This window comes from Bacillus sp. FSL W8-0920 (genome assembly GCF_038593215.1).
In the GTDB taxonomy this organism is placed as follows: Bacteria; Bacillota; Bacilli; order Bacillales; family Bacillaceae; genus Bacillus; species Bacillus pumilus.
Genome location: NZ_CP151974.1, coordinates 609,846 through 632,463, shown reverse-complemented (window position 1 = coordinate 632,463; position 22,618 = coordinate 609,846). Strand labels below are relative to the sequence as shown.

The 22,618-nt window shown below is 39.8% G+C and carries 18 protein-coding genes, 1 pseudogene and 1 other annotated feature; of the genes and pseudogenes, 10 read left to right on the top strand and 9 right to left on the bottom strand.

What is annotated here, in order from left to right; translation table 11 throughout:
- Nucleotides 1–341: 341 nt before the first annotated feature.
- Nucleotides 342–674, bottom strand: a pseudogene (locus NSS78_RS03145) (GMP synthase (glutamine-hydrolyzing)); the annotation flags it as partial.
- A gap of 113 nt (nucleotides 675–787) precedes the next feature.
- Between NSS78_RS03145 and NSS78_RS03140 the strand changes: the two are divergent.
- The 4 genes from NSS78_RS03140 to NSS78_RS03125 all read left to right on the top strand — a co-directional run bounded on the left by NSS78_RS03140 (nucleotide 788) and on the right by NSS78_RS03125 (nucleotide 5,486).
- Entirely contained in the window at nucleotides 788–1,675 is an 888-nt protein-coding gene (locus NSS78_RS03140; RefSeq protein WP_342468288.1) for an AraC family transcriptional regulator, read from the top strand.
- A gap of 243 nt (nucleotides 1,676–1,918) precedes the next feature.
- Nucleotides 1,919–2,183, top strand: a binding site (T-box leader).
- Nucleotides 2,184–2,240: 57 nt separating this feature from the next.
- Nucleotides 2,241–3,902: a 2-isopropylmalate synthase gene (locus NSS78_RS03135; protein ID WP_342468287.1), complete on the top strand. Its 1,662-nt coding sequence runs from the start codon at nucleotides 2,241–2,243 to the stop codon at nucleotides 3,900–3,902.
- Nucleotides 3,903–4,985, top strand: a complete 1,083-nt coding sequence (locus NSS78_RS03130; RefSeq protein ID WP_342468286.1) for an AraC family transcriptional regulator — start codon at nucleotides 3,903–3,905, stop codon at nucleotides 4,983–4,985.
- A 15-nt stretch (nucleotides 4,986–5,000) separates the two neighbouring features.
- Entirely contained in the window at nucleotides 5,001–5,486 is a 486-nt protein-coding gene (locus tag NSS78_RS03125; protein WP_212046352.1) for a YbaK/EbsC family protein, read from the top strand.
- Between the two features lie 79 nt (nucleotides 5,487–5,565).
- On the opposite strand, the gene guaA is transcribed toward NSS78_RS03125, so the two are convergent.
- The 5 genes from guaA to NSS78_RS03100 form a co-directional block, all read right to left on the bottom strand.
- Nucleotides 5,566–7,107, bottom strand: a complete 1,542-nt coding sequence (guaA, locus tag NSS78_RS03120; RefSeq protein ID WP_113386774.1) for a glutamine-hydrolyzing GMP synthase — start codon at nucleotides 7,105–7,107, stop codon at nucleotides 5,566–5,568.
- Between the two features lie 185 nt (nucleotides 7,108–7,292).
- Nucleotides 7,293–9,497, bottom strand: coding sequence for a transglutaminaseTgpA domain-containing protein (locus NSS78_RS03115; RefSeq protein ID WP_339161353.1), 2,205 nt, complete (start codon nucleotides 9,495–9,497; stop codon nucleotides 7,293–7,295).
- Between the two features lie 9 nt (nucleotides 9,498–9,506).
- Nucleotides 9,507–10,592 (bottom strand): DUF58 domain-containing protein, encoded by a 1,086-nt coding sequence (locus tag NSS78_RS03110; protein ID WP_339161351.1) that lies wholly within the window; start codon nucleotides 10,590–10,592, stop codon nucleotides 9,507–9,509.
- A gap of 101 nt (nucleotides 10,593–10,693) precedes the next feature.
- Nucleotides 10,694–11,656 (bottom strand): MoxR family ATPase, encoded by a 963-nt coding sequence (locus NSS78_RS03105; RefSeq protein ID WP_339161349.1) that lies wholly within the window; start codon nucleotides 11,654–11,656, stop codon nucleotides 10,694–10,696.
- A gap of 102 nt (nucleotides 11,657–11,758) precedes the next feature.
- Nucleotides 11,759–12,658: a cation diffusion facilitator family transporter gene (locus tag NSS78_RS03100; protein ID WP_050945681.1), complete on the bottom strand. Its 900-nt coding sequence runs from the start codon at nucleotides 12,656–12,658 to the stop codon at nucleotides 11,759–11,761.
- Between the two features lie 482 nt (nucleotides 12,659–13,140).
- Between NSS78_RS03100 and gabP the strand changes: the two genes are divergently transcribed.
- From gabP to NSS78_RS03085, 3 genes are all read left to right on the top strand, one after another.
- Entirely contained in the window at nucleotides 13,141–14,529 is a 1,389-nt protein-coding gene (gabP, locus tag NSS78_RS03095; protein WP_003214237.1) for a GABA permease, read from the top strand.
- A 97-nt stretch (nucleotides 14,530–14,626) separates the two neighbouring features.
- The gene (locus tag NSS78_RS03090; RefSeq protein WP_327839989.1) at nucleotides 14,627–16,159 is read left to right on the top strand and encodes a multicopper oxidase domain-containing protein; all 1,533 of its coding nucleotides are present in this window, start codon (nucleotides 14,627–14,629) and stop codon (nucleotides 16,157–16,159) included.
- Nucleotides 16,160–16,444: 285 nt separating this feature from the next.
- Nucleotides 16,445–16,819, top strand: coding sequence for a carboxymuconolactone decarboxylase family protein (locus NSS78_RS03085; RefSeq protein ID WP_253622907.1), 375 nt, complete (start codon nucleotides 16,445–16,447; stop codon nucleotides 16,817–16,819).
- A gap of 216 nt (nucleotides 16,820–17,035) precedes the next feature.
- On the opposite strand, the gene NSS78_RS03080 is transcribed toward NSS78_RS03085, so the two are convergent.
- Nucleotides 17,036–18,085, bottom strand: a complete 1,050-nt coding sequence (locus NSS78_RS03080) for a hypothetical protein (protein ID WP_050945678.1) — start codon at nucleotides 18,083–18,085, stop codon at nucleotides 17,036–17,038.
- Between the two features lie 73 nt (nucleotides 18,086–18,158).
- Nucleotides 18,159–18,527, bottom strand: a complete 369-nt coding sequence (locus NSS78_RS03075; protein WP_044141453.1) for a septal ring lytic transglycosylase RlpA family protein — start codon at nucleotides 18,525–18,527, stop codon at nucleotides 18,159–18,161.
- Between the two features lie 209 nt (nucleotides 18,528–18,736).
- On the opposite strand from NSS78_RS03075, the gene NSS78_RS03070 reads away from it, so the two are divergent.
- Both NSS78_RS03070 and NSS78_RS03065 read left to right on the top strand, forming a co-directional pair.
- Nucleotides 18,737–19,411, top strand: a complete 675-nt coding sequence (locus NSS78_RS03070) for a hypothetical protein (protein ID WP_044141452.1) — start codon at nucleotides 18,737–18,739, stop codon at nucleotides 19,409–19,411.
- Between the two features lie 123 nt (nucleotides 19,412–19,534).
- A complete protein-coding gene (locus NSS78_RS03065; RefSeq protein WP_065099121.1) occupies nucleotides 19,535–20,002 on the top strand; it encodes a hypothetical protein in 468 nt (155 codons plus the stop codon).
- Between the two features lie 45 nt (nucleotides 20,003–20,047).
- On the opposite strand, the gene NSS78_RS03060 is transcribed toward NSS78_RS03065, so the two are convergent.
- Nucleotides 20,048–20,464, bottom strand: a complete 417-nt coding sequence (locus tag NSS78_RS03060; protein WP_284907741.1) for a hypothetical protein — start codon at nucleotides 20,462–20,464, stop codon at nucleotides 20,048–20,050.
- 598 nt (nucleotides 20,465–21,062) lie between these two features.
- Here NSS78_RS03060 and NSS78_RS03055 point away from each other — a divergent pair.
- Nucleotides 21,063–22,505 carry an ATP-binding protein gene (locus NSS78_RS03055; RefSeq protein WP_342468285.1) on the top strand — a complete coding sequence of 481 codons (1,443 nt, stop codon included), beginning with the start codon at nucleotides 21,063–21,065 and terminating at the stop codon, nucleotides 22,503–22,505.
- Nucleotides 22,506–22,618 lie beyond the last annotated feature (113 nt).

Genomic DNA, 22,618 nt, shown 5'->3' with positions numbered 1-22,618 from the left:
GGGCTAAAAATTTTAAAAAATGCAATGTAAGTCAAGATGCTCTTAAACAAAGAGAATTTAACTTTATGCTAAGAGACTGAATGAACAGCAAGTTTATCAATAGATGGTCAATATGTAACAACCAGATTACTGTTCAATATAGATGATTCAATTCTACAATTTATAGAAGAAGAGCCTATGTGTGCATATGAAAGAAATGATCAAAGGGGTTTTATAAAGTTGAGATTTATAAGTGGGATACGTATTTTAAGGAAGAACCACCAGACTTCGTGTCTGGCCTTTTTTGATATTTGCACAAAAAAGCCAACTCCTTTTATAAACGAAATTGGCTTTTATATTATCTACTCCCACTCAATCGTAGCAGAACTCGTAATATAATACACCACACGGTTAATATGCTTCACTCCATTCACGATACGAGTTGTTCTCAATCACATCCCAAGAGATTCTTACCCAGTCACTCCTCATACCATCAATAGAAGAAACTTCACGGATGCCAATTGTATAATCGTATTTTCTTGCGTCACCCATTACACCTACGCTGCGGATGTCTGGTGCCCCGTGAAGCCTTTGCAAGCTGTCGCACTCAATACCGAGGCTAGCAATTCCTTCGCATAGTATCCATCCAATTCCCGGACGATTTCTAGTTTTTCTTCAGAAATTTCACCCAGTACACTTCTACTTCGGACTAGAGGGTCCATTCTACTATTGCAACATAGCACAAAAAGTCAAGTTTCTAAAAGATGATTTCCGCTATACTAAACTCGTAAGGCAAGGAGGTGCTCGGTTGTCCTATCAAGAACATGAGAAAACAATTCAAGAAACATTAAATTATATTGAACAACATTTGAAAGACGATTTACCGCTTCAAACTCTAGCGAAACACGCTGGTTATTCTAGGTTTCACTTTCACCGTATGTTCAAAAAAGTGATTAAGAAGTCAGTTGTTGATTATATAAGGGAACGACGGATGACCCAAGCGGCGAAGGATTTAATTCATACGGACCAACGGGCGATTGACATCGCATTGCAGTATCGATTTAGTTCACAGGAATCCTTCACTAGAGCCTTTAAGAAAATATATGACATGTCACCCGCACGTTATCGGAAATTATTAAGAAATGTGATTAATGAGGAGGAAACAAATATGGCGGATCATCAGAACACACCTACTGGCTGGATTATGACGGGGGATACCCCATCTGACTATGAAACAGGTTTGGATAACAGAATTGTACACAGTGGGACTAACTCCGCTTATTTAAAATCAAAAGATAAAAAAGCTGGAGGTTTCGCAACATTGATGCAGCAAATTAAGTCTGATCGTTATCGAGGAGAACGGCTTCAATTTTCTGCTTTTGTTAGAAGCGAAGATGTGAAAGGCTCAGCTGGTTTATGGATGAGGATTGACCACTCTTCAGGTGAAATTCTTGCATTTGACAATATGATGAACCGTCCTATTACAGGAACAAACGGATGGAATCATTTTAGTGTCGTACTAGATGTTCCAGTAAAAAGTGAAGTTCTTGCGTTTGGCATTTTACTACAAGGTCCAGGGCAAATTTGGATGGACGAACTTAGTTTTAAAATTGTAGATGAAAGTGTGCCAGTGACAGAACAAAATACTGTGGATCATTTAGAGGATGAACCAGTGAATTTAAATTTTGAAGGCTAGCAGACTAAATTTAAGAGGAGGTTAATTGCCATGAAAAAAATTGGTGCAATTTTATTGTTCGCTGTGAATTCACTTACCTTTATTTGTGGCCTTGGATTTTTATTTGGTGAAGAGGATACCACATTAAAACAGAAGTAAAATGAAGATAAGACACCCATAGGACAAAAAAAATCAATTGAAAAAGATATCCCTATCACTATCTCTTTTTTGTAGACTTGGTATAATAGAAAAAATCAGAAAAATTAGAATGCGATGATAAGGAATAGTACTTGCCGAAATGTTTTCAGAAAGTTGCTGGTTGATGAGAAGCAATAACAAAAAGGCAGGGAACTCACCTTAGAGTAGCCTTAGTGAAATGAAAAGGATTGATGTAGTTAAGGTCGGCACCCCACCGTTATATGGGAAGGATATAAGATCAAACAATCTGTATCCGAATAAGTGCATGATAATGTACGGTTATCATGAAACAGGGGTGGTACCGCGTAAGAAGAAGTCTTTCGTCTCCAAGGTAAATATTGGAGATGATAGGCTTTTTTTATATTCTATTTTCTAGGAGGAATCGATCATGTTTAACCACAAAAAATACGAAAAGAAATACTTTTTGCCACCGAACCTTACGTATGATTGGGTAAAGAAAGAAACATTAGAAAGTGCTCCGATATGGTGCAGTGTGGACTTACGGGATGGAAATCAAGCATTACCTATTCCTATGAACTTAGAAGAAAAATTGGAAATGTTCCAGTTACTAGTAGAGATAGGTTTTAAAGAAATTGAGATCGCATTTCCAGCTGCTTCTGATACGGAGTTTAGGCTATTACGGACACTGATTGATCATCATATGATTCCAGACGATGTCACGATTATGGTGATCACACAAGCGAGAGAGCATATTATCCGCCGAACCTTCGAAGCCATTAAGGGGGTACCGAAAGCGATTGTTCATTTATATAATTCGACTTCAGAAGCGCAGCGCAGACAGGTATTTAAGAAAACAAAAGATGAAATTAAACAAATTGCCATTGATGGAGCTATTTTAGTAAAAGAACTTGCCGAAAAAACAAATAGTGATATTTATTTTCAATATAGTCCAGAAAGCTTTCCAGGAACTGAAGTTGATTATGCGTTAGATATTTGTAATAGTGTTTTAGATATTTGGAAACCGACACCAACTCATAAAGCAATCATCAATATTCCGACAACAGTTGAATATTCAATGCCTCATATCTTCGCAAGTCAGATTGAGTATATACACAAAAATCTGTCTTACCGAGACAGTGTGACATTATCTGTTCATCCTCATAATGACCGTGGCTCTGGGGTGAGTGATGCAGAATTTGGCGTGCTAGCTGGCGCAGAAAGAGTCGAAGGTACATTATTTGGTATCGGTGAACGTACAGGGAACGTAGACTTGATTACCTTGGCAATGAATATGTATTCACAAGGTTATAATCCAAAATTGAATTTCAATAACCTAGAAGCGATTCGTAAAAAATATGAAAAACTAACCAAAATTACTGTTCATGAGAGACAGCCATATTCTGGCGAGATGGTTTTCACCGCATTCTCTGGGTCACATCAAGATGCTATATCTAAAGGTATGAAATATAGAAAGGAAAATCATGTTGATAAATGGGACGTTCCGTATATCCCAGTAGATCCAGTTGACTTGGGGAGGAATTATCAAACGGATGTGATTCGAATCAATAGCCAGTCTGGAAAAGGCGGCATAGGCTATATACTAGAAACAAATTATGGCATTCAACTTCCTTATCAAATGAATGAAGCCATGGGATATGAAGCGAAGAAAGTATCTGATCAGACAAATAGGGAATTGTCTGTCGAAGAAATATATCATGTATTTGAAGAACAGTATGTTGATTTTCACCCTCATTTCCAGCTGCTTGATTATCAATTTCATAAAGGAGAGAAGCAGGAAGTCACCTTAACTTTGCTGAGAGATGATCAACAAATTGAAATACAAGGAACTGGCACTGGAAGTTTAGATGCAATTAGTAATGCGTTAAAAGCATATTTTCATCTCGAGTATGTTTTGGAAGTCTATGAACAGAATTCTTTGGGCAAGGATTCTCAAGCAAAAGCTTGCGCACAGATTGGTATTTCATATCAAGGAAAAATGCATTGGGGTGCTGGAATTGATAAAGATATTATTGAAGCAACAGTGAAGGCCCTTGTGGTTGCAGTAAATAAGCTAGAGGTTTGGATGTAGATGGAAAAAGATAAACTTGAAAAACATGAAGCGATGCAATATTTAAGAGAATATAACGAGCAAGAAATCTTTTATCAACAATACCAACAGAAAAAGCATGACAATCAATCATTGCAATTATTTTTGAAGGATTATGATCAAAACAATTTCATGCATAAGCAAATATATATAGAAGAATTTTTGCTTAAAGGGCAGAACGAATTTGAAAAAGAGGATACCATGTGGTTAGGTCAGGAGAAAGATATCGAAGTGAGAAAGTATAGCCGTTTTATGCCTCCATTGTCGGCTATCCATGATTTCTTTGAGATGATCTATGTTCTGGAAAATGAGATGTATGTAGAAGTGGAAGATAAAAAAATGACTTTAAAATCAGGAGATATTGCCTTTATTCCACCAGATACAATACACAAGCCAATTGTAATGGAGAATACAATCGCAATCCAAATCATGATCCGTAAAAGTACTTTTCAAAAAGTGTTTTTTAAAATGTTAAAAGGCAATCATGTCATTTCAGAGTTCTTTTTGAATGCATTGTATATAAAAGAAAATAAAAATATTCTTATTTTCCATAGTCGCTTGGATAAAAATTTGTTAGACTACTCTCTTCAACTGTTTACAGAAAATCACAATCGGTTTCCTAGTTACCAATTGATTATGAATAATTTGTTTGAGATATTATTATGCCTCTTATTAAGATTCAAACCAAGTCATATGAACGTAAATCAAGTCAAACAATATAGTGATATACGTATTATTCAAATGCTCCAATATATTCAGCAATGTTGTGAGCATATCACAATCCAGGAGATGGCAGAGGAATTTAACCTTTCACAATCTTATCTGTCAAAATATATAGCTCGTAAGCTTGGCAAATCATTTAGTGAGATTCGACAAGAAATAAGATTGGAAAAAGCCTGCAAAATGCTCACTGGTAGTGATTTGAAAATAGATGATATTGCGACAGCTGTTGGTTATCAAAATGTAGAGCATTTCATTCGTTTATTTAAGAGAAAGTTTCACCTAACACCACATCAATATCGTTTAAATAATAAAGTCGAGCAAACTTCAAATCAATACTCATAAAAAGGAGAAATCATCATGTCGATCAAGAAAGTAAAAGATTATTTTAAACAATATGATATGGATCATCGGATTCAGGAATTTTCAGTATCTAGTGCAACCGTAGACTTGGCTGCTTCTGCATTGGGCTGCGAACCTGAAAGAATCGCAAAAACACTCTCCTTTCTAGTAAATGGACAAGCTATTTTAGTTGTGACCTCTGGCGATGCAAAAGTTGATAACAAAAAATTCAAGGAATATTTTAAAACAAAAGCTAAAATGCTTTCTCCTAATGAGGTCGTTGACTTGGTCGGTCATGAAATTGGCGGAGTATGTCCTTTTGCTATAAAGAATGGCGTTTCTGTTTATTTAGATATTTCACTAAAACGTTTTGAGACAGTTTATCCAGCCTGCGGGAGCAGTAACAGCGCGATTGAACTAACAATCAAACAATTAGAAAAATACTCCGGTTATTCACAATGGATTGATGTGTGTAAGGGATGGAATGATTCATTAACACATTAAAAAGGAAGGAAAAAGTGCAATTAAAAATAAAAAAGAGCTAGAAACCCTTGATACACAAAGGTTTCTAGCTCTATTATAACTATTCCCACTCAATCGTAGCAGGCGGCTTACTCGTAATATCATACACCACGCGGTTCACATGCTTCACTTCATTCACGATACGAGTTGAGATCTTTTCAAGTACATCCCAAGGGATTCTTGCCCAGTCACTCGTCATCCCATCAATCGAAGTAACAGCACGGATGCCGATTGTGTAGTCGTATGTTCTTGCGTCACCCATAACACCTACACTGCGGATGTCTGGGAGTACCGTGAAGTATTGCCAGATGTCGCGATCAAGACCGAAGTTGGCAATTTCTTCGCGTAGAATCGCATCCGATTCGCGGACGATTTCTAGTTTTTCTTCAGAAATTTCACCTAGTACACGGATACCTAGTCCTGGACCTGGGAATGGCTGTCTCCAGACGATGTCGTCAGGAATACCCAGCTCTGAACCTAGGGCACGGACTTCATCCTTGAATAGCGTATTCAAAGGCTCAATCAATTCGAACTGCATGTCTTCTGGAAGACCACCTACGTTGTGGTGAGATTTGATTGTTTGTGCCGTTGCTGTTCCGCTCTCAATGATATCTGTGTAAAGTGTTCCTTGTGCTAAGTAGTCGATTCCTTTTAGCTTGTCCGATTCATCATCGAATACATAGATGAATTCGTTACCGATGATTTTACGTTTTTGCTCAGGATCAGACACACCTTTTAGCTTGTTTAAGAAACGATCTTTCGCATCTACTTTAATCACGTTCATGTTGAAACCTTCGCTAAATGTCTTCATAACCCCTTCTGCTTCGCCTTTGCGAAGAAGACCGTGGTCAACGAAAATACATGTCAGCTGATCGCCGATTGCTTTGTGGATCAATACCGCCACAACAGATGAATCTACACCGCCGCTTAGTGCGCACAATACTTGTTTGTCGCCTACTGTTTCACGGATTTTCTGCATTTCGATTTCAATGAAGTTCTCCATTGACCATTTGCCATCGCAGTCACACACGCCGAAGACAAAGTTTTTCAATAGGTCATTTCCGTACTCAGAGTGACGAACCTCTGGGTGGAACTGAACGCCATAGAAATTCTTCTCAGCTAAGCTCATCGCTGAGTTTGGACAATGTGCACTTGTTGCATCAACTGTAAAGCCTTCTGGTACTTCAACAACAAGGTCACCATGGCTCATCCATACGACTTGATCAGTCGGAAGGTCTTTGAATAAAGCAGGCGTTCCATTAATGTGGATATCTGCTTTTCCGTATTCACGCTGGCTTGCCGCTTCTACTTTCCCGCCTAAATAATGAGTCATAAGCTGCATGCCATAGCAAATGCCTAGAACCGGAATGTCTAGATCAAAAATCTTTTCATCACAGCGGAAAGATCCTTCATCATAAACACTGTTTGGACCGCCAGAAAGGATGATTCCTTTAGGCGCCATTTCTTTAATTTCTTCAGCAGTTAAAGTGTGCGGATGAAGCTCACTGTACACACCAAATTCACGAATACGGCGTGTGATCAGCTGATTGTACTGACTGCCGAAATCTAGAACCAAAATCATTTCATTTACTAAATTTGTCATGGTGTCACCTCTATGTCCAATATAGTTTTTATAAACGCACAGAAAAAATGAGAGGAGAAAACCTGCTCTCAGTGTAAATCACGCTTTTGAAGCGCCCAGACTCACATCCGAACGCTTCAATTTCATGTATTTTAGAAGGTTTTAATATTCACCTATTCTAACAACAGGAAGGTACGGGGTCAAGACTATCTCCTGTTTATTAAATTTTCCCATAACTTTGCCGATTGCCGCCAAAGCACCGACGCATCCTCTCGTCGATAGAGTGCCCGCTCATAGAGCTGCGTCAGCTCTGACATGCGATGATCTCCATCCTTGTCATCGATCAAAGAAGCAAATTCTCTTAGCGTCATGCCAGGTTTTTTCTCAATTCCCCTGCGCTTCAGCTGCTTTAATAGAGCAGCATACGCATAAAAGAATGCTTCCTCCTCTGGCAGACGTTTCACCTTTCTCACAATAAAGAATGGCAGCCATCTTGCTCTGAATCGATAAAGCAGCCAACTGATCAATCCTAGAAGGACCATAGCTCCTGCCGCGAAACCCAAGATTGAACCAACATGTACCATATTAGGCTTCGCTTGCGCTGTTTGTTTCTTTGGTTCTACCGGTCGCTCTGTCTCCTGCTGCTGTGGCTGTTCTGCCTGCTGATCTTCGTTTGTATTAGAGCTAGGCTGATCTTCTTCCTTTTGATTATCATCTGTCTGATCGCTAGAAACCGATTCATTTGTAAAGGTCTCTGGGTTCGTAAACCCTTTTGTCGGTTCGAAGGTCACCCAGCCTCTATTTGGAAAATACACCTCTACCCATGAATGCGCATTGTTATTGGTTACTTCATACACATTGTTTCCATCCATCTGTGTTTCATATAATTGACCTGACGTGTACCCTTTCACCCATCTCGCCGGAATCCCGATCGAACGGAGCATCACAATCATAGAGGATGAAAAATTATCACAGTAGCCGATCATCGTATCAAATAAAAATTGATCCACATAATCTTCATTACGACTAGGCACAGCGACATTTTGCGTTTCATATGAAAATTTCGCTGACCCTAAGTAGTCCTCAATCGCTTTGGTCTTATCGTACATATTATCCTTCGTTTCCGTTAAGCTGTTTGCCAATGTTTTCACTCGCTCTGGCAATGAGGAAGGAAGCTGCAAGTATTCACGGCCAACCTCCTGATTGACCTTCTGCTTCGTCGGTACTTTGATGCTCTGCAAATCCTCAAGGATAAATGTAGGCGATAAGAAGCTGACTTGGTAGTTCCCTAAATTTTTCGGCGGATTTTGAATGGATGGGACAATTTTCTCCGTTTTCCCCATCATTTGCAGCGGAATGTTTTCCATTGGCATCAGCATGATCGTCCCAATCGGATAGACGGCATGATTAAATCGATAGTTTGATTCCATATCGACTCTCGTTTCGTGCACCTCTGTTTTTACACGCTCGGTAAACCAACGATTCCGCACACTGTTCTCTTTTAGCCGCGTAGGCTTCGTATCATTTGAGGCATCCTCCCAGCCCTTTCCGGTATAGATACTTTTTGTTTCAACACGAAAGTAAGACGGCTCTTTTCCGCTCCATTTAAAGACCGGTGTGCGGTCCTCACTAAACGGTCCGCCAAGCGACGAATCATCTGTACTATATCCCACCTTATTCTGTCCGGCAGAGCCATCTTGATTCGTCACCGCCTTAAAAAATGGGACAGGATCAGGCCATTTCGGATCAGACTTTGGTAAAGAAGCACCAAGTGTCGCTGACAGAAGAACGAGCGCCAGCATGGGCAAAAACCACTTTAGGCGCGCCTTCTGCGTCACCCGAATGCCTTCAGCCGAACGCAGTCGATCGAAATACAGCAACCCAAGCAGACAAAAACCAAATACCATAATACGAACGATCGCAAAGGTTGCATCATATGGCGTAAACGTATCCAGAATCGTGACATACACAATCGTCATGAGTAAAAAGAAAAAGATACGCTGCTGATAGACCACCCAATAATGAAGCAAGTAGACAAGCAGCCATAACAAAATATAAAACAATAATGTGCGGAAGGAGGGGTACATGTCACTCCACATGCCTGTGCTCATCAAGGTGATATTATCTTTAATATCACCTAATAATGCAGCCGGATAGCTTGGCTCTGCTTGATAAAAGATCAAATATAAAGCGAGCAAAATCAAGCCAGTACAAATAGGAAACGTCACATACCATTTCAAACGAAAGAATGTAAACAAACATGTAAGCCCTATAAAAATGATGAAATAAGACGTATGACTCGTCTCTGTAAAATCTTGAAGCGGTCGAAGCCACTCCCAAAGCAGCAGAAATGCTACAGCATAATAGATGAACAACTCAAAACGGCTTTGCCGCTGATGCGTATGCAGCATAAATGTTTGTCACCTCACAGTTCTTTCGTACAGCCGGTCTTCAAATAAAACGGTCATGCGTATTCCAGATGCCCTAAGCCGGTCTACAAGCTGTTTTTCTTTTGTCGTGAATCGATCCACGGCTCTCTTCACTAAAAGAACAGTGATGTTCTTTCTGTTTCGATTTCCAAAGAGGCTCGCAGCAAGCTCCTCCTGCAGCTGACCCGTGATGACATATTTTCCAGAATGCTGATACTCACTCGCTGCTAACGCCTTATACTCTTGTACGCGAGAAGGGTGATGCTGCACTCTTGTTAAATAATAAAGCATGTCCTGCAAATGAAGTTCTCCTTGATCCACTCGAAAGGCATGCTGATCTCCTAGAGGTACAAGACCTGACGGCACCCCTTTTTTCACTGCCGATTGTAGGACAGATGCTACAATAGACACGACGGTCTCAAAAACTGCTTCATCGGTAAAATCAGCAAACACGACAAGATCCTTTGTTTGATTCTGTTCAAATTCCTTCGTCATCAGCTGACCCCTTCTAGCCGTCGTCTTCCAGTCCACCCAAGCAAAACGATCTCCTTGCTGATATTCCCTTACGCCTGTTGTCACATGGGTCGGTTCATTTAACCACGAGTGAACCGCTTTGCCTCCATTTTCATTCAATGACTCAGCAGACTCCACCTGAAGATCGAGCATTTTCGGATAAACAAGCAGCTTTTTTTCTAACGGAATGATGACTTCTTTCTCCACAAAACCAAACATATCACCCGTTTTGATTCGAACTGCTGACAAATGATGTTCTCCGCGCATGACATCATTCAATTGATAGGAAAAACGCCACGTTTTCCGAAACCAAGGAAACAGCATTTGCTTCATTGCAATTTGTTCCTGTAAACGAAAGGTGTCCGGCGGATCATCCTCAATCAAGACGTAAACGTATGGAAATAGATTTGTCCGCTTAATTTCAAGATCAACAGGCAGCACGTCTCCCGCCTTCAAGCGGGTTTGTTGTAAAGTCCTTTTCGCTGTCACTCTCAGCGGAACGAGCGCAAACAGCAAAGCATACAAAGTATAGGGTAAAAATGCATAAAAAAGGAACCAGCTCACAAACCCTCCCTGAAACATGGCATAACAAAAGACTGCCGCAGTGAGGATGATGAGCATCATCACCCGTAACCATAATGAAAAAGCGAAACGATGACCTAATTTCATTGAGTCATCGACTTTTGAACTGGCACGCCAATTTGCTCAAGCATTTGTCGCAGCAGTGTCTCCGCCTTCTTCCCTTCATACGTCGCTTCTGAAGTCAAAATCATACGATGCGGTAATGTATATGGCGCTAAATACTGTACATCATCAGGAATCACATAATCGCGCCGATTCAACAGGGCATACGCCTGAGCCGCTTTCATGAGGGCGATCGATCCCCTTGGACTCACACCTAAATAAACAGATGGATGCTGCCGCGTCGCTTGTGCAATTTCAACAATATATTCTTTAATGGATACATCCACATGAATAGTCTGAACCGCTTGCTGCAACGCATGGATATGATCCTTTGTCATGACTGCTTGGAGCGTATCAATCGGGGACTGCTTTTCCTGCAAGTTGAGTACCTCCAGCTCCTCCAGCATGGTCGGATACCCCATTTGCAGCTTGAATAAAAACCGGTCCATTTGTGCTTCTGGCAGTGGATAGGTCCCTTCATATTCAACTGGATTCTGCGTAGCCATGACGAAAAAAGGATCAGCAAGCAGCATTGTTTCTCCGTCCACTGTAACACTGCCTTCCTCCATCGCTTCAAGCAATGCCGACTGTGTTTTGGGAGAGGTCCGGTTGATCTCATCAGCCAAAATAATCTGCCCCATAATCGGTCCTTGTCTAAATTCAAATTCATTTGTCTTTTTATTATAAATCGACACGCCTGTTACATCTGAAGGCAAAAGGTCAGGAGTAAATTGGATTCGCTTAAACTCACAGCCAATGGATTTTGCCAAAGCACGAACCATCATCGTCTTCCCAACACCAGGCACATCCTCTAGCAGCACATGCCCCTTCGCCAAAATCGCAACAAGGCTTAATATCGCAATGTCTTTTTTCCCAACCATGACTTTATGGATGTTATCTACGATTTTTTGTAAATCTGAATGCATCGGTTCATCAAATGCCATCCTGATCCTCCTATCACGTTTCCGTTAAATTTCATATAGTCTAACTTTACCATACAACGCGCAATAGCATAAAACATCAACACGTAGAAAAAAAAAGCCTTCTCACGATGGAAAAGACTTCTTCTCTTCTTTTGGCTCACCTGCTGGCTCCATATGAACATGAGAGTGTAAAATATCATGTTCCTTCTTCATTCTACGTTCGATCTCATCTGCAATATCATGGCTTTCTGCAATGTTCAAGTGCGGCTCGACCTCCACTACTACATCCACATGGACCGTACTTCCGAGATACCGTGCCTTAATATCTTTCAAATCGCCCACCCCAGGTGTTGCTTCAATGGTCTCTTTATATTTGGACATATCTTTTATATGAAAACCGTCCGTTAACGAATGAGAGGCATCTCTGAAAATCTCCCACGCCGTTTTACAAATAATGAGGCCAATCACAAACGCTGCAAGCGTATCAATCCATGCCAGTTGAAATTGAGAGGCAATAATCCCTACAAATGTTCCGATACTCACATACGCATCTGATTTATTATCAGCTGCTGCTGCATGAAGAGCTTGGCTATTGATCCGTTTGGACAGATTGCGGTTGTAAATATACACACCATACATCACCACAGCACTTCCTGCTGCCGTCCAAGCTGCGATCATATCAGGCGTTTGATGCTTAGATGAGAAGAGCGACTGGCCTGCACTCAGCAGAACCTGAAGTCCAACAAGCATCATAATAAAGGACGCCACAAGAGACGCAATATTCTCTGCTCTAAAATGACCGTATGGATGATCTTCATCAGGCGGCTTTTGAGAAATACGCAATCCAATCAACACTGCAAGGGATGCAATAATATCCGTCGTATTATTCAATCCATCTGCCGAAAGAGCCTCTGAATGAAACGTATACCCAATCAGAAGTTTCACCGCAGATAAGATCACATAGGCAATGATACTGACCCAAGCACCTGTTTCACCTTGTCTTAATTCGTTATAGCGCTCCATGTCGAACCGCGCCTCCTCACACATCACTTTTCTATTATTTATCTTACAAAGCAAAGCCCGTGTGGGTCTACAGCAACATGATTCGCTTGTGTCAGCAAAATAGGATACATAGAAATGTGTTGACCTATGTAAACTTATTTTTATAAGGTCAATTGACCTCAAGACCTACTCCCATCAACCTTTTTCCAATTCACTCTGTGATGATCATATTGGTAATATCACTCTTTCTGAGAAATTATCAGAATAATTTTATTTTGAGACACAACTTCTCCCCATCCGATCTTATGCTATTTTTAAGAATGAACAGAGGAAAAAGAGGGAACATAATCTCTCAAATCCTTTATACTTTTTAACATCATGTTAAGAGGTTTGAAATGTCGGTTTGATAACCTGTCCAATGCTGAATGACAATTCAGTATGATAAAATTTAAAATATTCTAAAAACAAATTCTCTATAAGGAGAAATGTTTGGAGGTAAAGACATGTCCAACATGACAAACGGTCTTCAAAAAAATCTGAAAACAAGACATATTTCAATGATCTCCATTGCTGGGGTTATTGGCGCAGGGCTATTTGTTGGTAGCGGCGCTGTCATTCATTCTGCAGGGCCTGGGTCCATTCTTTCCTATTCTTTTGCAGGACTTCTCGTAATCTTTATTATGAGAATGCTTGGAGAAATGGCATGCGCCTATCCGACAAGCGGATCCTTCTCACAATATGCGAGCGATGCCATCGGTCCATGGGCCGGCTTTACAATTGGCTGGCTTTATTGGTTCTTCTGGGTGATTGTCATCGCGATCGAAGCCATTGCCGGTGCTGCCATTATTCAGTATTGGTATGGAGATGCACCTGTTTGGCTCACAAGTCTTATCCTCACTATCCTCTTAACATTAACAAATATCTTTTCTGTTAAATCTTTTGGCGAATTTGAATATTGGTTCTCATTAATAAAAGTCGTCAGCATTATTCTCTTTCTACTCATCGGTTTTGCATTTATCTTTGGTTTTGGTGGTCATCATACTGTAGGTCTTGCCAATTTAACGGGGAACGGCGGTTTCCTTCCAAATGGATTCAGCTCTGTTTTACTCGGAATTGTCGTCGTCATCTTTTCCTTCATGGGAACCGAGATTGTGGCAATAGCGGCCGGAGAATCAGCAGACCCCGTCAAGTCTGTGACAACAGCTACCCGCTCTGTTGTATGGCGTATCATCGTGTTCTACGTCGGTTCCATCGCTGTCGTTGTGACCTTGCTTCCATGGAATTCAGCGAGTATTTTAACAAGCCCGTTCGTTGCGGTATTAGAATACATCGGTGTCCCATCAGCTGCTCAAGTGATGAACGTCATTGTTTTAACAGCTGTTCTATCTTGCTTAAACTCTGGGTTGTACACAACGTCCAGAATGCTTTATTCATTGGCAGAAAGAGGCGAAGCACCGAAACGCTTTATGAAAATCAGCAAACGTGGTGTTCCTGTAGCGGCTACAGTCGCAGGCACCTTCTTTTCCTACATTGCCGTCATGATGAACTACTTTTATCCTGAAACCATCTTTTTGTTCTTAGTCAACGCATCCGGCGCCATTGCCCTTCTTGTCTATTTGGTCATTGCTGTTTCACAATTAAGAATGCGCCGTAAAATCGAAAAAGACAATCCAGAACAGCTCAAAATCAAAATGTGGCTGTTCCCATACCTCACGTATTTTACCATTTTGGTCATTTGCGCCATCTTGGCATCAATGCTGTTTATCGAATCAATGAGACCGCAGCTCATTTTGACGAGTATCATTACCTTCGGTGTGCTTGCCGCTTATTTCATCTTTAAACCGAATAAAAAAGTGCCTGCAAATGCAGCGCTTGAAAATAAACATCCGTAATGCTCCCGCTGAAAAGCGGGTTTTTTATTTTATTCACCTATTTTGATGTCCGCACTTATACTGTATCAAATTGGATTTTAAGTGAGGATTAGATAACATGAACCTAGAAAAATTTGTTGACGAGCTGCCAATTCCAGAAGTTGCGAAGCCCGTCAAAAAGAACCCAAGACAAACGTATTATAAAATCGCTATGGAGGAGGTATTTCTAAAAGTTCATAGAGACCTGCCCCCAACCAAGCTATGGACCTATAATGGCAGTTTGCCTGGTCCAACCATTCATGCGAATCGAAATGAAAAAGTCAAAGTGAAATGGATGAACAAATTGCCACTTAAGCATTTTCTACCGGTCGATCACACCATTCACGAAGGCCATCATGATGAACCAGAAGTCAAAACCGTCGTTCATTTACATGGCGGCGTCACACCAGCAAGCAGTGACGGCTATCCAGAGGCTTGGTTTTCACGAGACTTTGAAGCAACCGGCCCCTTCTTTGAACGAGAGGTGTACGAATACCCAAATCATCAGCAAGCCTGCACATTGTGGTATCACGATCATGCGATGGCATTGACACGATTAAATGTGTACGCCGGATTAGCTGGATTTTATTTAATTTCAGATGCGTTTGAAAAATCGCTAGAATTACCGAAGGGTGAGTATGATATTCCGCTAATGATCATGGACCGTACGTTTCAGGAGGATGGCGCGCTGTTTTATCCAAGCAGACCAAACAACACGCCAGAAGACAGTGACATACCAGATCCGTCTATCGTGCCCTTCTTTTGCGGAGAAACCATTTTGGTCAATGGAAAAGTATGGCCGTATTTAGAAGTAGAGCCGCGAAAATACCGTTTTCGTATTTTAAATGCGTCCAATACAAGAACTTACGAGCTGCATCTAGACAACGATGCGACGATTTTGCAAATTGGATCTGATGGCGGCTTTTTACCAAGACCTGTTCACCATCAATCCTTTAGCATTGCTCCTGCTGAGCGATTTGATGTCATCATCGATTTTTCAGCTTATGAAAACAAAACGATCATCCTTAAAAATAAAGCCGGCTGCGGACAGGAAGTAAATCCTGAAACAGATGCGAACATCATGCAATTTAAAGTCACACGTCCGCTAAAAGGGAGAGCACCTAAAACATTACGGCCTATTTTCAAACCGCTTCCACCGCTTCGTCCTAGTCGAGCTGATAAAGAGCGTACGCTCACACTTAGCGGCACACAGGATAAATACGGCCGCCCCATTTTATTGCTAGATAACCAATTTTGGAATGACCCTGTCACGGAAAATCCTCGTCTTGGCAGTGTGGAGGTTTGGTCTATCGTCAATCCAACAAGAGTCACACATCCTATTCATTTACACCTTGTTCAATTCAGAGTGATAGACAGAAGACCATTTGATACTGAGGTCTATCAATCGACAGGGGACATTGTGTATACAGGACCAAACGAAGCACCTCCCTTACATGAACAAGGCTACAAGGACACCATTCAAGCGCATGCCGGTGAAGTCATTCGGATCATCGCTCGCTTTGTTCCATACAGCGGCAGGTATGTGTGGCATTGTCATATATTAGAGCACGAGGATTATGACATGATGCGGCCGATGGATATCATCCAGTAAAATGAAATCACCCTCCCGTCACATGCGTAATCACATATATTGAGTACATCATTGGGAAGGGCTAACAGACAGCGATCTATTAGCCCTTTCCTTCCTTTTCATTGAATCATTCTAAATTAAAACAATGCATGACTTGAAATGGCATTTATTTGTACATTCAATACTTAAAAAATTGACGCAGCAAACCGATAATACTACTATATACCCATTGCATCTATCAAAAGGCACATTTACCACAATGAACGAACAAATGGAAAATTGCGATAAAAAACGGAGGAGTTCAATTTGAATGAAGAAAAAGAGACTTGCCAGATCACACAAGAAACAACGGCAGGTAACATAGAGAAGCTTTCAATTCAGAAAAACGAGAGCATTCGGTCAAATATTGAACAGCTAACAATTGAACTCGGTGAACAAAAAGAATTCAACCACTTCATTTTAGATCAAAAACAAAAGGCCATCAGTACATTATCTGCCCTCATTACAAAAGGCGATTGTGATGAAGAATTAAAGACTCATTTTGAACAAGCATTACATATCGGACTTTCTGTCATAGAGATCATGGAGATTATTAAGCACTGTACAAAAGTTGCTGGATTCCCTCACTCCATTAATGCCCTGTTTATCTTTCAAAACTTATTAGACAATAACACCAAATAAATCAGAGAAAACGAGAAGCATCTGTCCTCTCGTTTTTTTATGTCCACTCATATTACTCTCTTTCTTTTCCTCTGTCACTTAAGCAAAATATGAAAATACCACACGTTTCCCACCTTAAAAACTGATTTTCCTTACATAAATTCCTTAATTTCTGCAACATGTCAAATGGCAAAATAAAAAAACGTCCAGTTATATAAAAATAACTGAACGTACCTTTTATCGATTGACAGTGAAATTGTTAACAATCCCGCCATCCTTCTCCCAAACGGCTTCCACTGTTTTCTTCTTGATATTGTATTCAAATATCGTTCTTACCTTTGCTTTTCGACCGGTGTCATCCTTTAATTCCTTTGCGTTTTTAGCAACACCTAAGAAATAAATAGAAGACCCATCCGTAGAAAATTGCGGCTGTGCGGCACTTAAAATATGCACATCCTCACTGTTCTTAACGAGTGTCGCCTGTTTTCCTGTTTCTACATCAAGCATTTTAATAGAGGCTACTTCTTTTTCGTTTCGCACCTTCACTTCTGTATAAATCAATGTCTTATGATCTGGTGAAAATGAAATATCATTGATCGTTTGCGAGATACGTGCAATTCGCTTCCCCTTCACGCCTGTTTGAAGGGTGATCTTCATGGTCGTTGGTTCAGGGTCTCTTCCCTTTTCATTCGCTTCATCGGTTTTCTTGTAATCTTCTTTTAAGGAATAATGCTGGATTGCCAGAAGGTTTGACGCAGGATCATATGCAAAAGAACTTACCGTGTCATCCTTGCTTTTTTCTGGATATAATACCTTCACTTTGTGTGTGTTTACATCAAACATAGCGACATAAAATTGTTCCCCAGAATCCTTATTATACCTAAGATATAACTGTTTCCCGTCTCCAGACAGCCTCATACTGTCGATGGAATCTTCACTCGTAAATAGCGTTTTTTCTTCATCCGTTTTTACATTCAGTTCTCGAATACTCACTTTTTGCGTGTCTTCATCCGTATACGTGTAATATAAAAGCTGTTTCGTAGAATCATAAGCAATCGAAGGATAGGCTGTCAGTTTCTCCGTATGAAGTGCCCGGTCATGCAAGTAATACGTATTGTTTAACTGTTGATCTGTAAATGAAACGAGTAATTCGTCTTTTGCATCCTGATTTGTTTTCACTTTTACCGCATGCTTCGGCTCTTGCCCCGGCTTCATCATAAAGAAAATGATGGCCGCAATCACTGCGACTCCGATGACCGTGATGATCCACCATGTTGATTTTTTCATTGCCTTTCAGACCCTCTCTACAAGAAAAGAAGCCAGAAAATGAACTTTTCCCGCTTCTTTGCATGCCTATGTATTAATAAGTGTAATGTCCTTTTACGACACCTTTACTTGTTTTAAACCCTAGTGCTTTGAATGCTTTTGGGCTGACGTCTAATACAGCGTTTGGCATTCTACCTACATCATATTTATATACTGTAATCACTTTATGTGGTTTCGCTTTTGTTGTCACTCTTAGTTTTGTACCTTTTTTCGGTACGTCAAATCCCATTTTAGTTGCTGCATCCCAATGACCGAGTTTTTTTCCATCTGCGCCTTTTTTACCGACACCATTATACCAAGTAATATTGCCGCTTACTTTTTTTGCACTTGCTCCATGTGAGAAACTAAACGCCAAAAATAAACTAGCTACTGTTACGATTGTCGCGATAAGCTTTTTATTCATTAAAAAATCCTCCGTATTTGGTTTCTGCACTTATTATACATGAAGATGCCCCCAGTTATTTTACAGTCACATTACAATTCGAATACAAATTGACCACTTTATGACCGATTTTGTTCATAAAAAATACCAAAATCAGCCAGAACAATGTAAGCAACTCCTCTCTTTCATTTTATATAATAAAAATGAATCAAATATAAGGAGGAATTTTTATGAAAAAGTGGTTCATCGTTTTGAGTGTGAGTTTAGCGTTGGTTTTGATGCTTTCAAGTCTTCCTGCCTCAGCAGCTAGTCCTCGTCACGGTGCGATTGTGACACAAACGGATGAAGCCAAATGGTCAGGCATCTCCGCTGATATTGTGCTTCCGAAAACAGCGACGATTAAAAATGGCTATGCGGACTGGTACCTCGGTCTCGGCTCTGCCGTTATAGAGAGCGGTATTTCAAAAACGTCTTCTGGCTATAAAGTCTTTCTAGGCAGCGGCTCACAAGGTGGCAGCCAATATTGGAACAGCGAATATGATAAGAGCATTAAGGATGGTGCACGTGTCAATTTAAAGCTCATCAACAATGGTGATGGCACAGTGTCACTATACGTCAATGGGACATTGCGCTATAAACAGCCTGTTTACAAACCTAGCCGTCTGAAAAACCTCGATGTCGTCAAAATGGTACACGGCGTTCAGGATAATGGGGCAAACAGCTACACACAAGCAAGCTTCTCGAATGTACAGCTTCGTGCAGATACATCAGGAAGCGTCTATAAAAAATGGGATGGGTCCATCAAATCATCGCTTTTACGTAAAAATTTAGAATCAGGTGCTGCAGCTCCTAAATTCACCGTCATTTCTTCTGTTCCATTAAGTACAAGCCTTTCCGCACAATAAGAAAAAAGCGCCCTTTTTGGGTGCTTTTTATTGTTCACAGCTTATCAACACTTCTCTTTTAATCAAAACAAGGATTCGTGGTAACATAAACATACATACTTCGAAGAAAAAAGGAGAACGAACGTGAAAAAAAGTCTACTTGTTTTCATGAGCCTAGTTGCAAGTCTCTTCATGCTAGCAGCTTGCTCAAATACAACAAACGAACAAAAAACAGAAACGAAGGCACTTCCAACGATCAATGAACGCATTCAAAAAGAAACGAAAGAAGTCATGGAACAGTCTAAACTCATAAAAGACACAGCGATTACCGTTGATCAAAAGAAAAAAGTCATTTCATTAAACGTGATCGCTTCCTCTGACACCAATAGTGATTACGCTGAAGTCATCGGTTTAAACTTTGCCAAGACACTGGCCATTGGAGCTTCAACTGAAAAAGAAAACAACCTGCACAAACCGGAAAATGACAGCCTTGGTGCTCTCTATTCCTTTTACGACCTAAACATCACCGTGAAACAAGAAAACGGTAAGGTGCTGGCAAAGGGAACGAAAAAAACAAATGAAACAAAGATTACTTGGGAAAGAGCCCAGTAATTTAGAAAGGCTTGTAGAGGATCGCTCTACAAGCTTTTTTCAAGTTTATACAGACAAATCGTCTCTCATCGCATCGACCAGTGTGTGAATATCTGAGTGAGCCCACGATGCTAATCGTACCAACAGATCATCTATACACTCATACAAATGATGTTCCCTCAAAATATACTCCTTATAAAATGGAATGACAAAGAAATAGAGCAAATCAGCCAATTCAAGTGCAACGTTATCGTCATCCTCATCTTCTAACGCCTGTCCAACACTTTGAATCAACCAATGCAAATCTGCTTTCTTTTCAATCGGAACATACATCAGTTGATGAATATTATCCGTATCGTTCGTTTGTAAAATCCGCTCAGCCGCTTCCTTTGACAGCGCCCCAATTTCTGTAGAAGAAATATTCACAACAGCTAATTCATCCTCTGATCTCACTTGATTCATTTGCAGCAAGTTTTGGTCCATCTCGACTCACTCCCCATTCTCAGATACTTTTATTATAAGGAATTGATCTGATTTTTTATGGAAATAGTGGATTTTTTTATGTAATTTTAAAGAAAATGTGACATTATAAGTCAAGGTATCTCATATCTCTCTGAAAACAAAAAAGCACTCTTGATTATAAGATTGGTTTTCTTATACGTCCTTTACTCTCTCTTTCATTGTTTCAGCCATTTCCACTTCCCCCTCTGCATCAGCTTTTCAATGATGCGAGCACAATCTAAAGCCTACAGTGCTTTTCATTTTGCTTCTCTTAATAGTTCCTCAGACAGCGTCTCCCATAAAAACTCTCTGAAGTCGGTCATATCAACCACTTCAATTTTTTTATATATGATCACAATGACAAATAACATCATATTTCACAACTTAGATTTTTCTATTTTAGAAATATTTATATACAGATGATAATTTTAGATTAAAGAAGAGACAATCTTGAATATACTAACAGGTTCTATTTTGAGGTACAAAACCACAAATAAACATCAATTTATAGTCTAGTTTCAAAAGTATGAGGTATAATCATCTTATAAAAAATACCAATTAAAAAGGAGAAGCATTAATAATGAAAAAGTTCGATTTGAACATCGAAAAAGTATTAGAGCACTGGACTATTCCTCACGCCTTAAGAGAAATCATAGCAAATGCACTGGATGAATCAAATTTAACGAACACGAAAGAGCCCCTTATTTTTAAAGATGAAGATAATAAATGGCATATCAAGGATTTTGGGAGAGGTCTAAAGTATGAACATCTAACGCAAAACGAGAATATAGAAAAGACAGAGAACCCAGATAAAGTCATTGGTAAATTCGGGGTAGGTTTAAAAGATGCATTGGCGACATTCGATCGAAGGAACGTAGAAATCCTCATCCAATCAAAATATAGTGATATTACAATAAAGAAGTTATCTAAGGGAGACTTTGACGATCTGGTAACCTTGCACGCCATCGTCCATAGTCCGACTAATCCTAATTTGGTAGGCACAGACTTTACGTTTACTGGTCTCAAAGATGATGATATCGAAAAAGCCAAGGATTTCTTCTTACTTTATTCCGGAGAAAAGACAATTGAAAAAACGAAGTATGGGGAACTCATTGAAAACAAAAAAAAACGTTCAAGAATTTACGTTAACGGAATTTGTGTAGCTGAGGAAGACAATTTACTCTTTTCTTACAATATCACTTCCACCACTAAGAAACTTCGTCAATCTTTAAATCGGGAGCGAACAAATGTAGGAAGAAGTGCTTACACAGACAGGGTGAAGTCTATTCTCTTAGAATGTAAGAGCCCAACATTTGCTAGAAAGCTGGTGGATAATTTACAAAGGATTCAAACAGGAGATTATCACGATGAATTACAATGGGTTGATGTTCAACTACACGCCTGTAAAATATTAAGTAGCAAGGACAAAAAAGTGATGTTTTTAAGTGCTTATGATTTAATGGATGGCGGTAAATACTTAAATTACGCAAAGGAGGAAGGGATACGTATCATTACTGTTCCTGATTCACTAGCGAATAAACTTGAAACTAGTAAAGATCTGAATGGTAATAACTTCAGAAATTTGGAAACTTATGCGTTAGAATGGAACGAACAATTCGAATTTGATATCGTAAAAGTCAACCAGTTAATGGCTAAAGAAAAAGAAATTTTCAATTACAAAGATATCATTGTAAGTTGGTTCCCAAAAAAGAGTAATCTCGTCAATGATATTGTGATTTCCAATTCAATGCGGCCAGACAATTATACGGGTAATGATGCACTTGGGTTATGGGAGCCGTCCACTAAACGAATTATCATTAAACGTAGCCAACTGAAAAATATACAATCATTCGCAGGTACACTTGTGCACGAGTTGGTTCACGCTCATACAAATACTGATGATAACACCTTAGAATTCGAAAGTGAATTAACTGAAATGCTTGGGAAGTTATCTACCCTTATCCTTGAAAGTTCAAATCCTGTAAAACCCAAAAGTATGCTAAAAAGATTATTAAACAAATAGAATGTGTGAATTATACAAAGATTTATCAAATCACATATAAACAATAAGGAGCCGCTCATATTGTGGAAGAGCGACTTCTTTTTTAATATTTTTCTGCCCTAAAAACGATGTAT

Coding starts and splice junctions, on each gene's coding strand:
- NSS78_RS03135 (WP_342468287.1), top strand. CDS start 2,241: ATGTTTAACCACAAAAAATACGAAAAGAAATACTTTTTGCCACCGAAC.
- NSS78_RS03130 (WP_342468286.1), top strand. CDS start 3,903: ATGGAAAAAGATAAACTTGAAAAACATGAAGCGATGCAATATTTAAGA.
- NSS78_RS03125 (WP_212046352.1), top strand. CDS start 5,001: ATGTCGATCAAGAAAGTAAAAGATTATTTTAAACAATATGATATGGAT.
- guaA (WP_113386774.1), bottom strand. CDS start 7,107: ATGACAAATTTAGTAAATGAAATGATTTTGGTTCTAGATTTCGGCAGT.
- NSS78_RS03115 (WP_339161353.1), bottom strand. CDS start 9,497: ATGCTGCATACGCATCAGCGGCAAAGCCGTTTTGAGTTGTTCATCTAT.
- NSS78_RS03105 (WP_339161349.1), bottom strand. CDS start 11,656: ATGGCATTTGATGAACCGATGCATTCAGATTTACAAAAAATCGTAGAT.
- NSS78_RS03100 (WP_050945681.1), bottom strand. CDS start 12,658: ATGGAGCGCTATAACGAATTAAGACAAGGTGAAACAGGTGCTTGGGTC.
- gabP (WP_003214237.1), top strand. CDS start 13,141: ATGTCCAACATGACAAACGGTCTTCAAAAAAATCTGAAAACAAGACAT.
- NSS78_RS03090 (WP_327839989.1), top strand. CDS start 14,627: ATGAACCTAGAAAAATTTGTTGACGAGCTGCCAATTCCAGAAGTTGCG.
- NSS78_RS03080 (WP_050945678.1), bottom strand. CDS start 18,085: ATGAAAAAATCAACATGGTGGATCATCACGGTCATCGGAGTCGCAGTG.
- NSS78_RS03075 (WP_044141453.1), bottom strand. CDS start 18,527: ATGAATAAAAAGCTTATCGCGACAATCGTAACAGTAGCTAGTTTATTT.
- NSS78_RS03070 (WP_044141452.1), top strand. CDS start 18,737: ATGAAAAAGTGGTTCATCGTTTTGAGTGTGAGTTTAGCGTTGGTTTTG.
- NSS78_RS03060 (WP_284907741.1), bottom strand. CDS start 20,464: ATGGACCAAAACTTGCTGCAAATGAATCAAGTGAGATCAGAGGATGAA.
- NSS78_RS03055 (WP_342468285.1), top strand. CDS start 21,063: ATGAAAAAGTTCGATTTGAACATCGAAAAAGTATTAGAGCACTGGACT.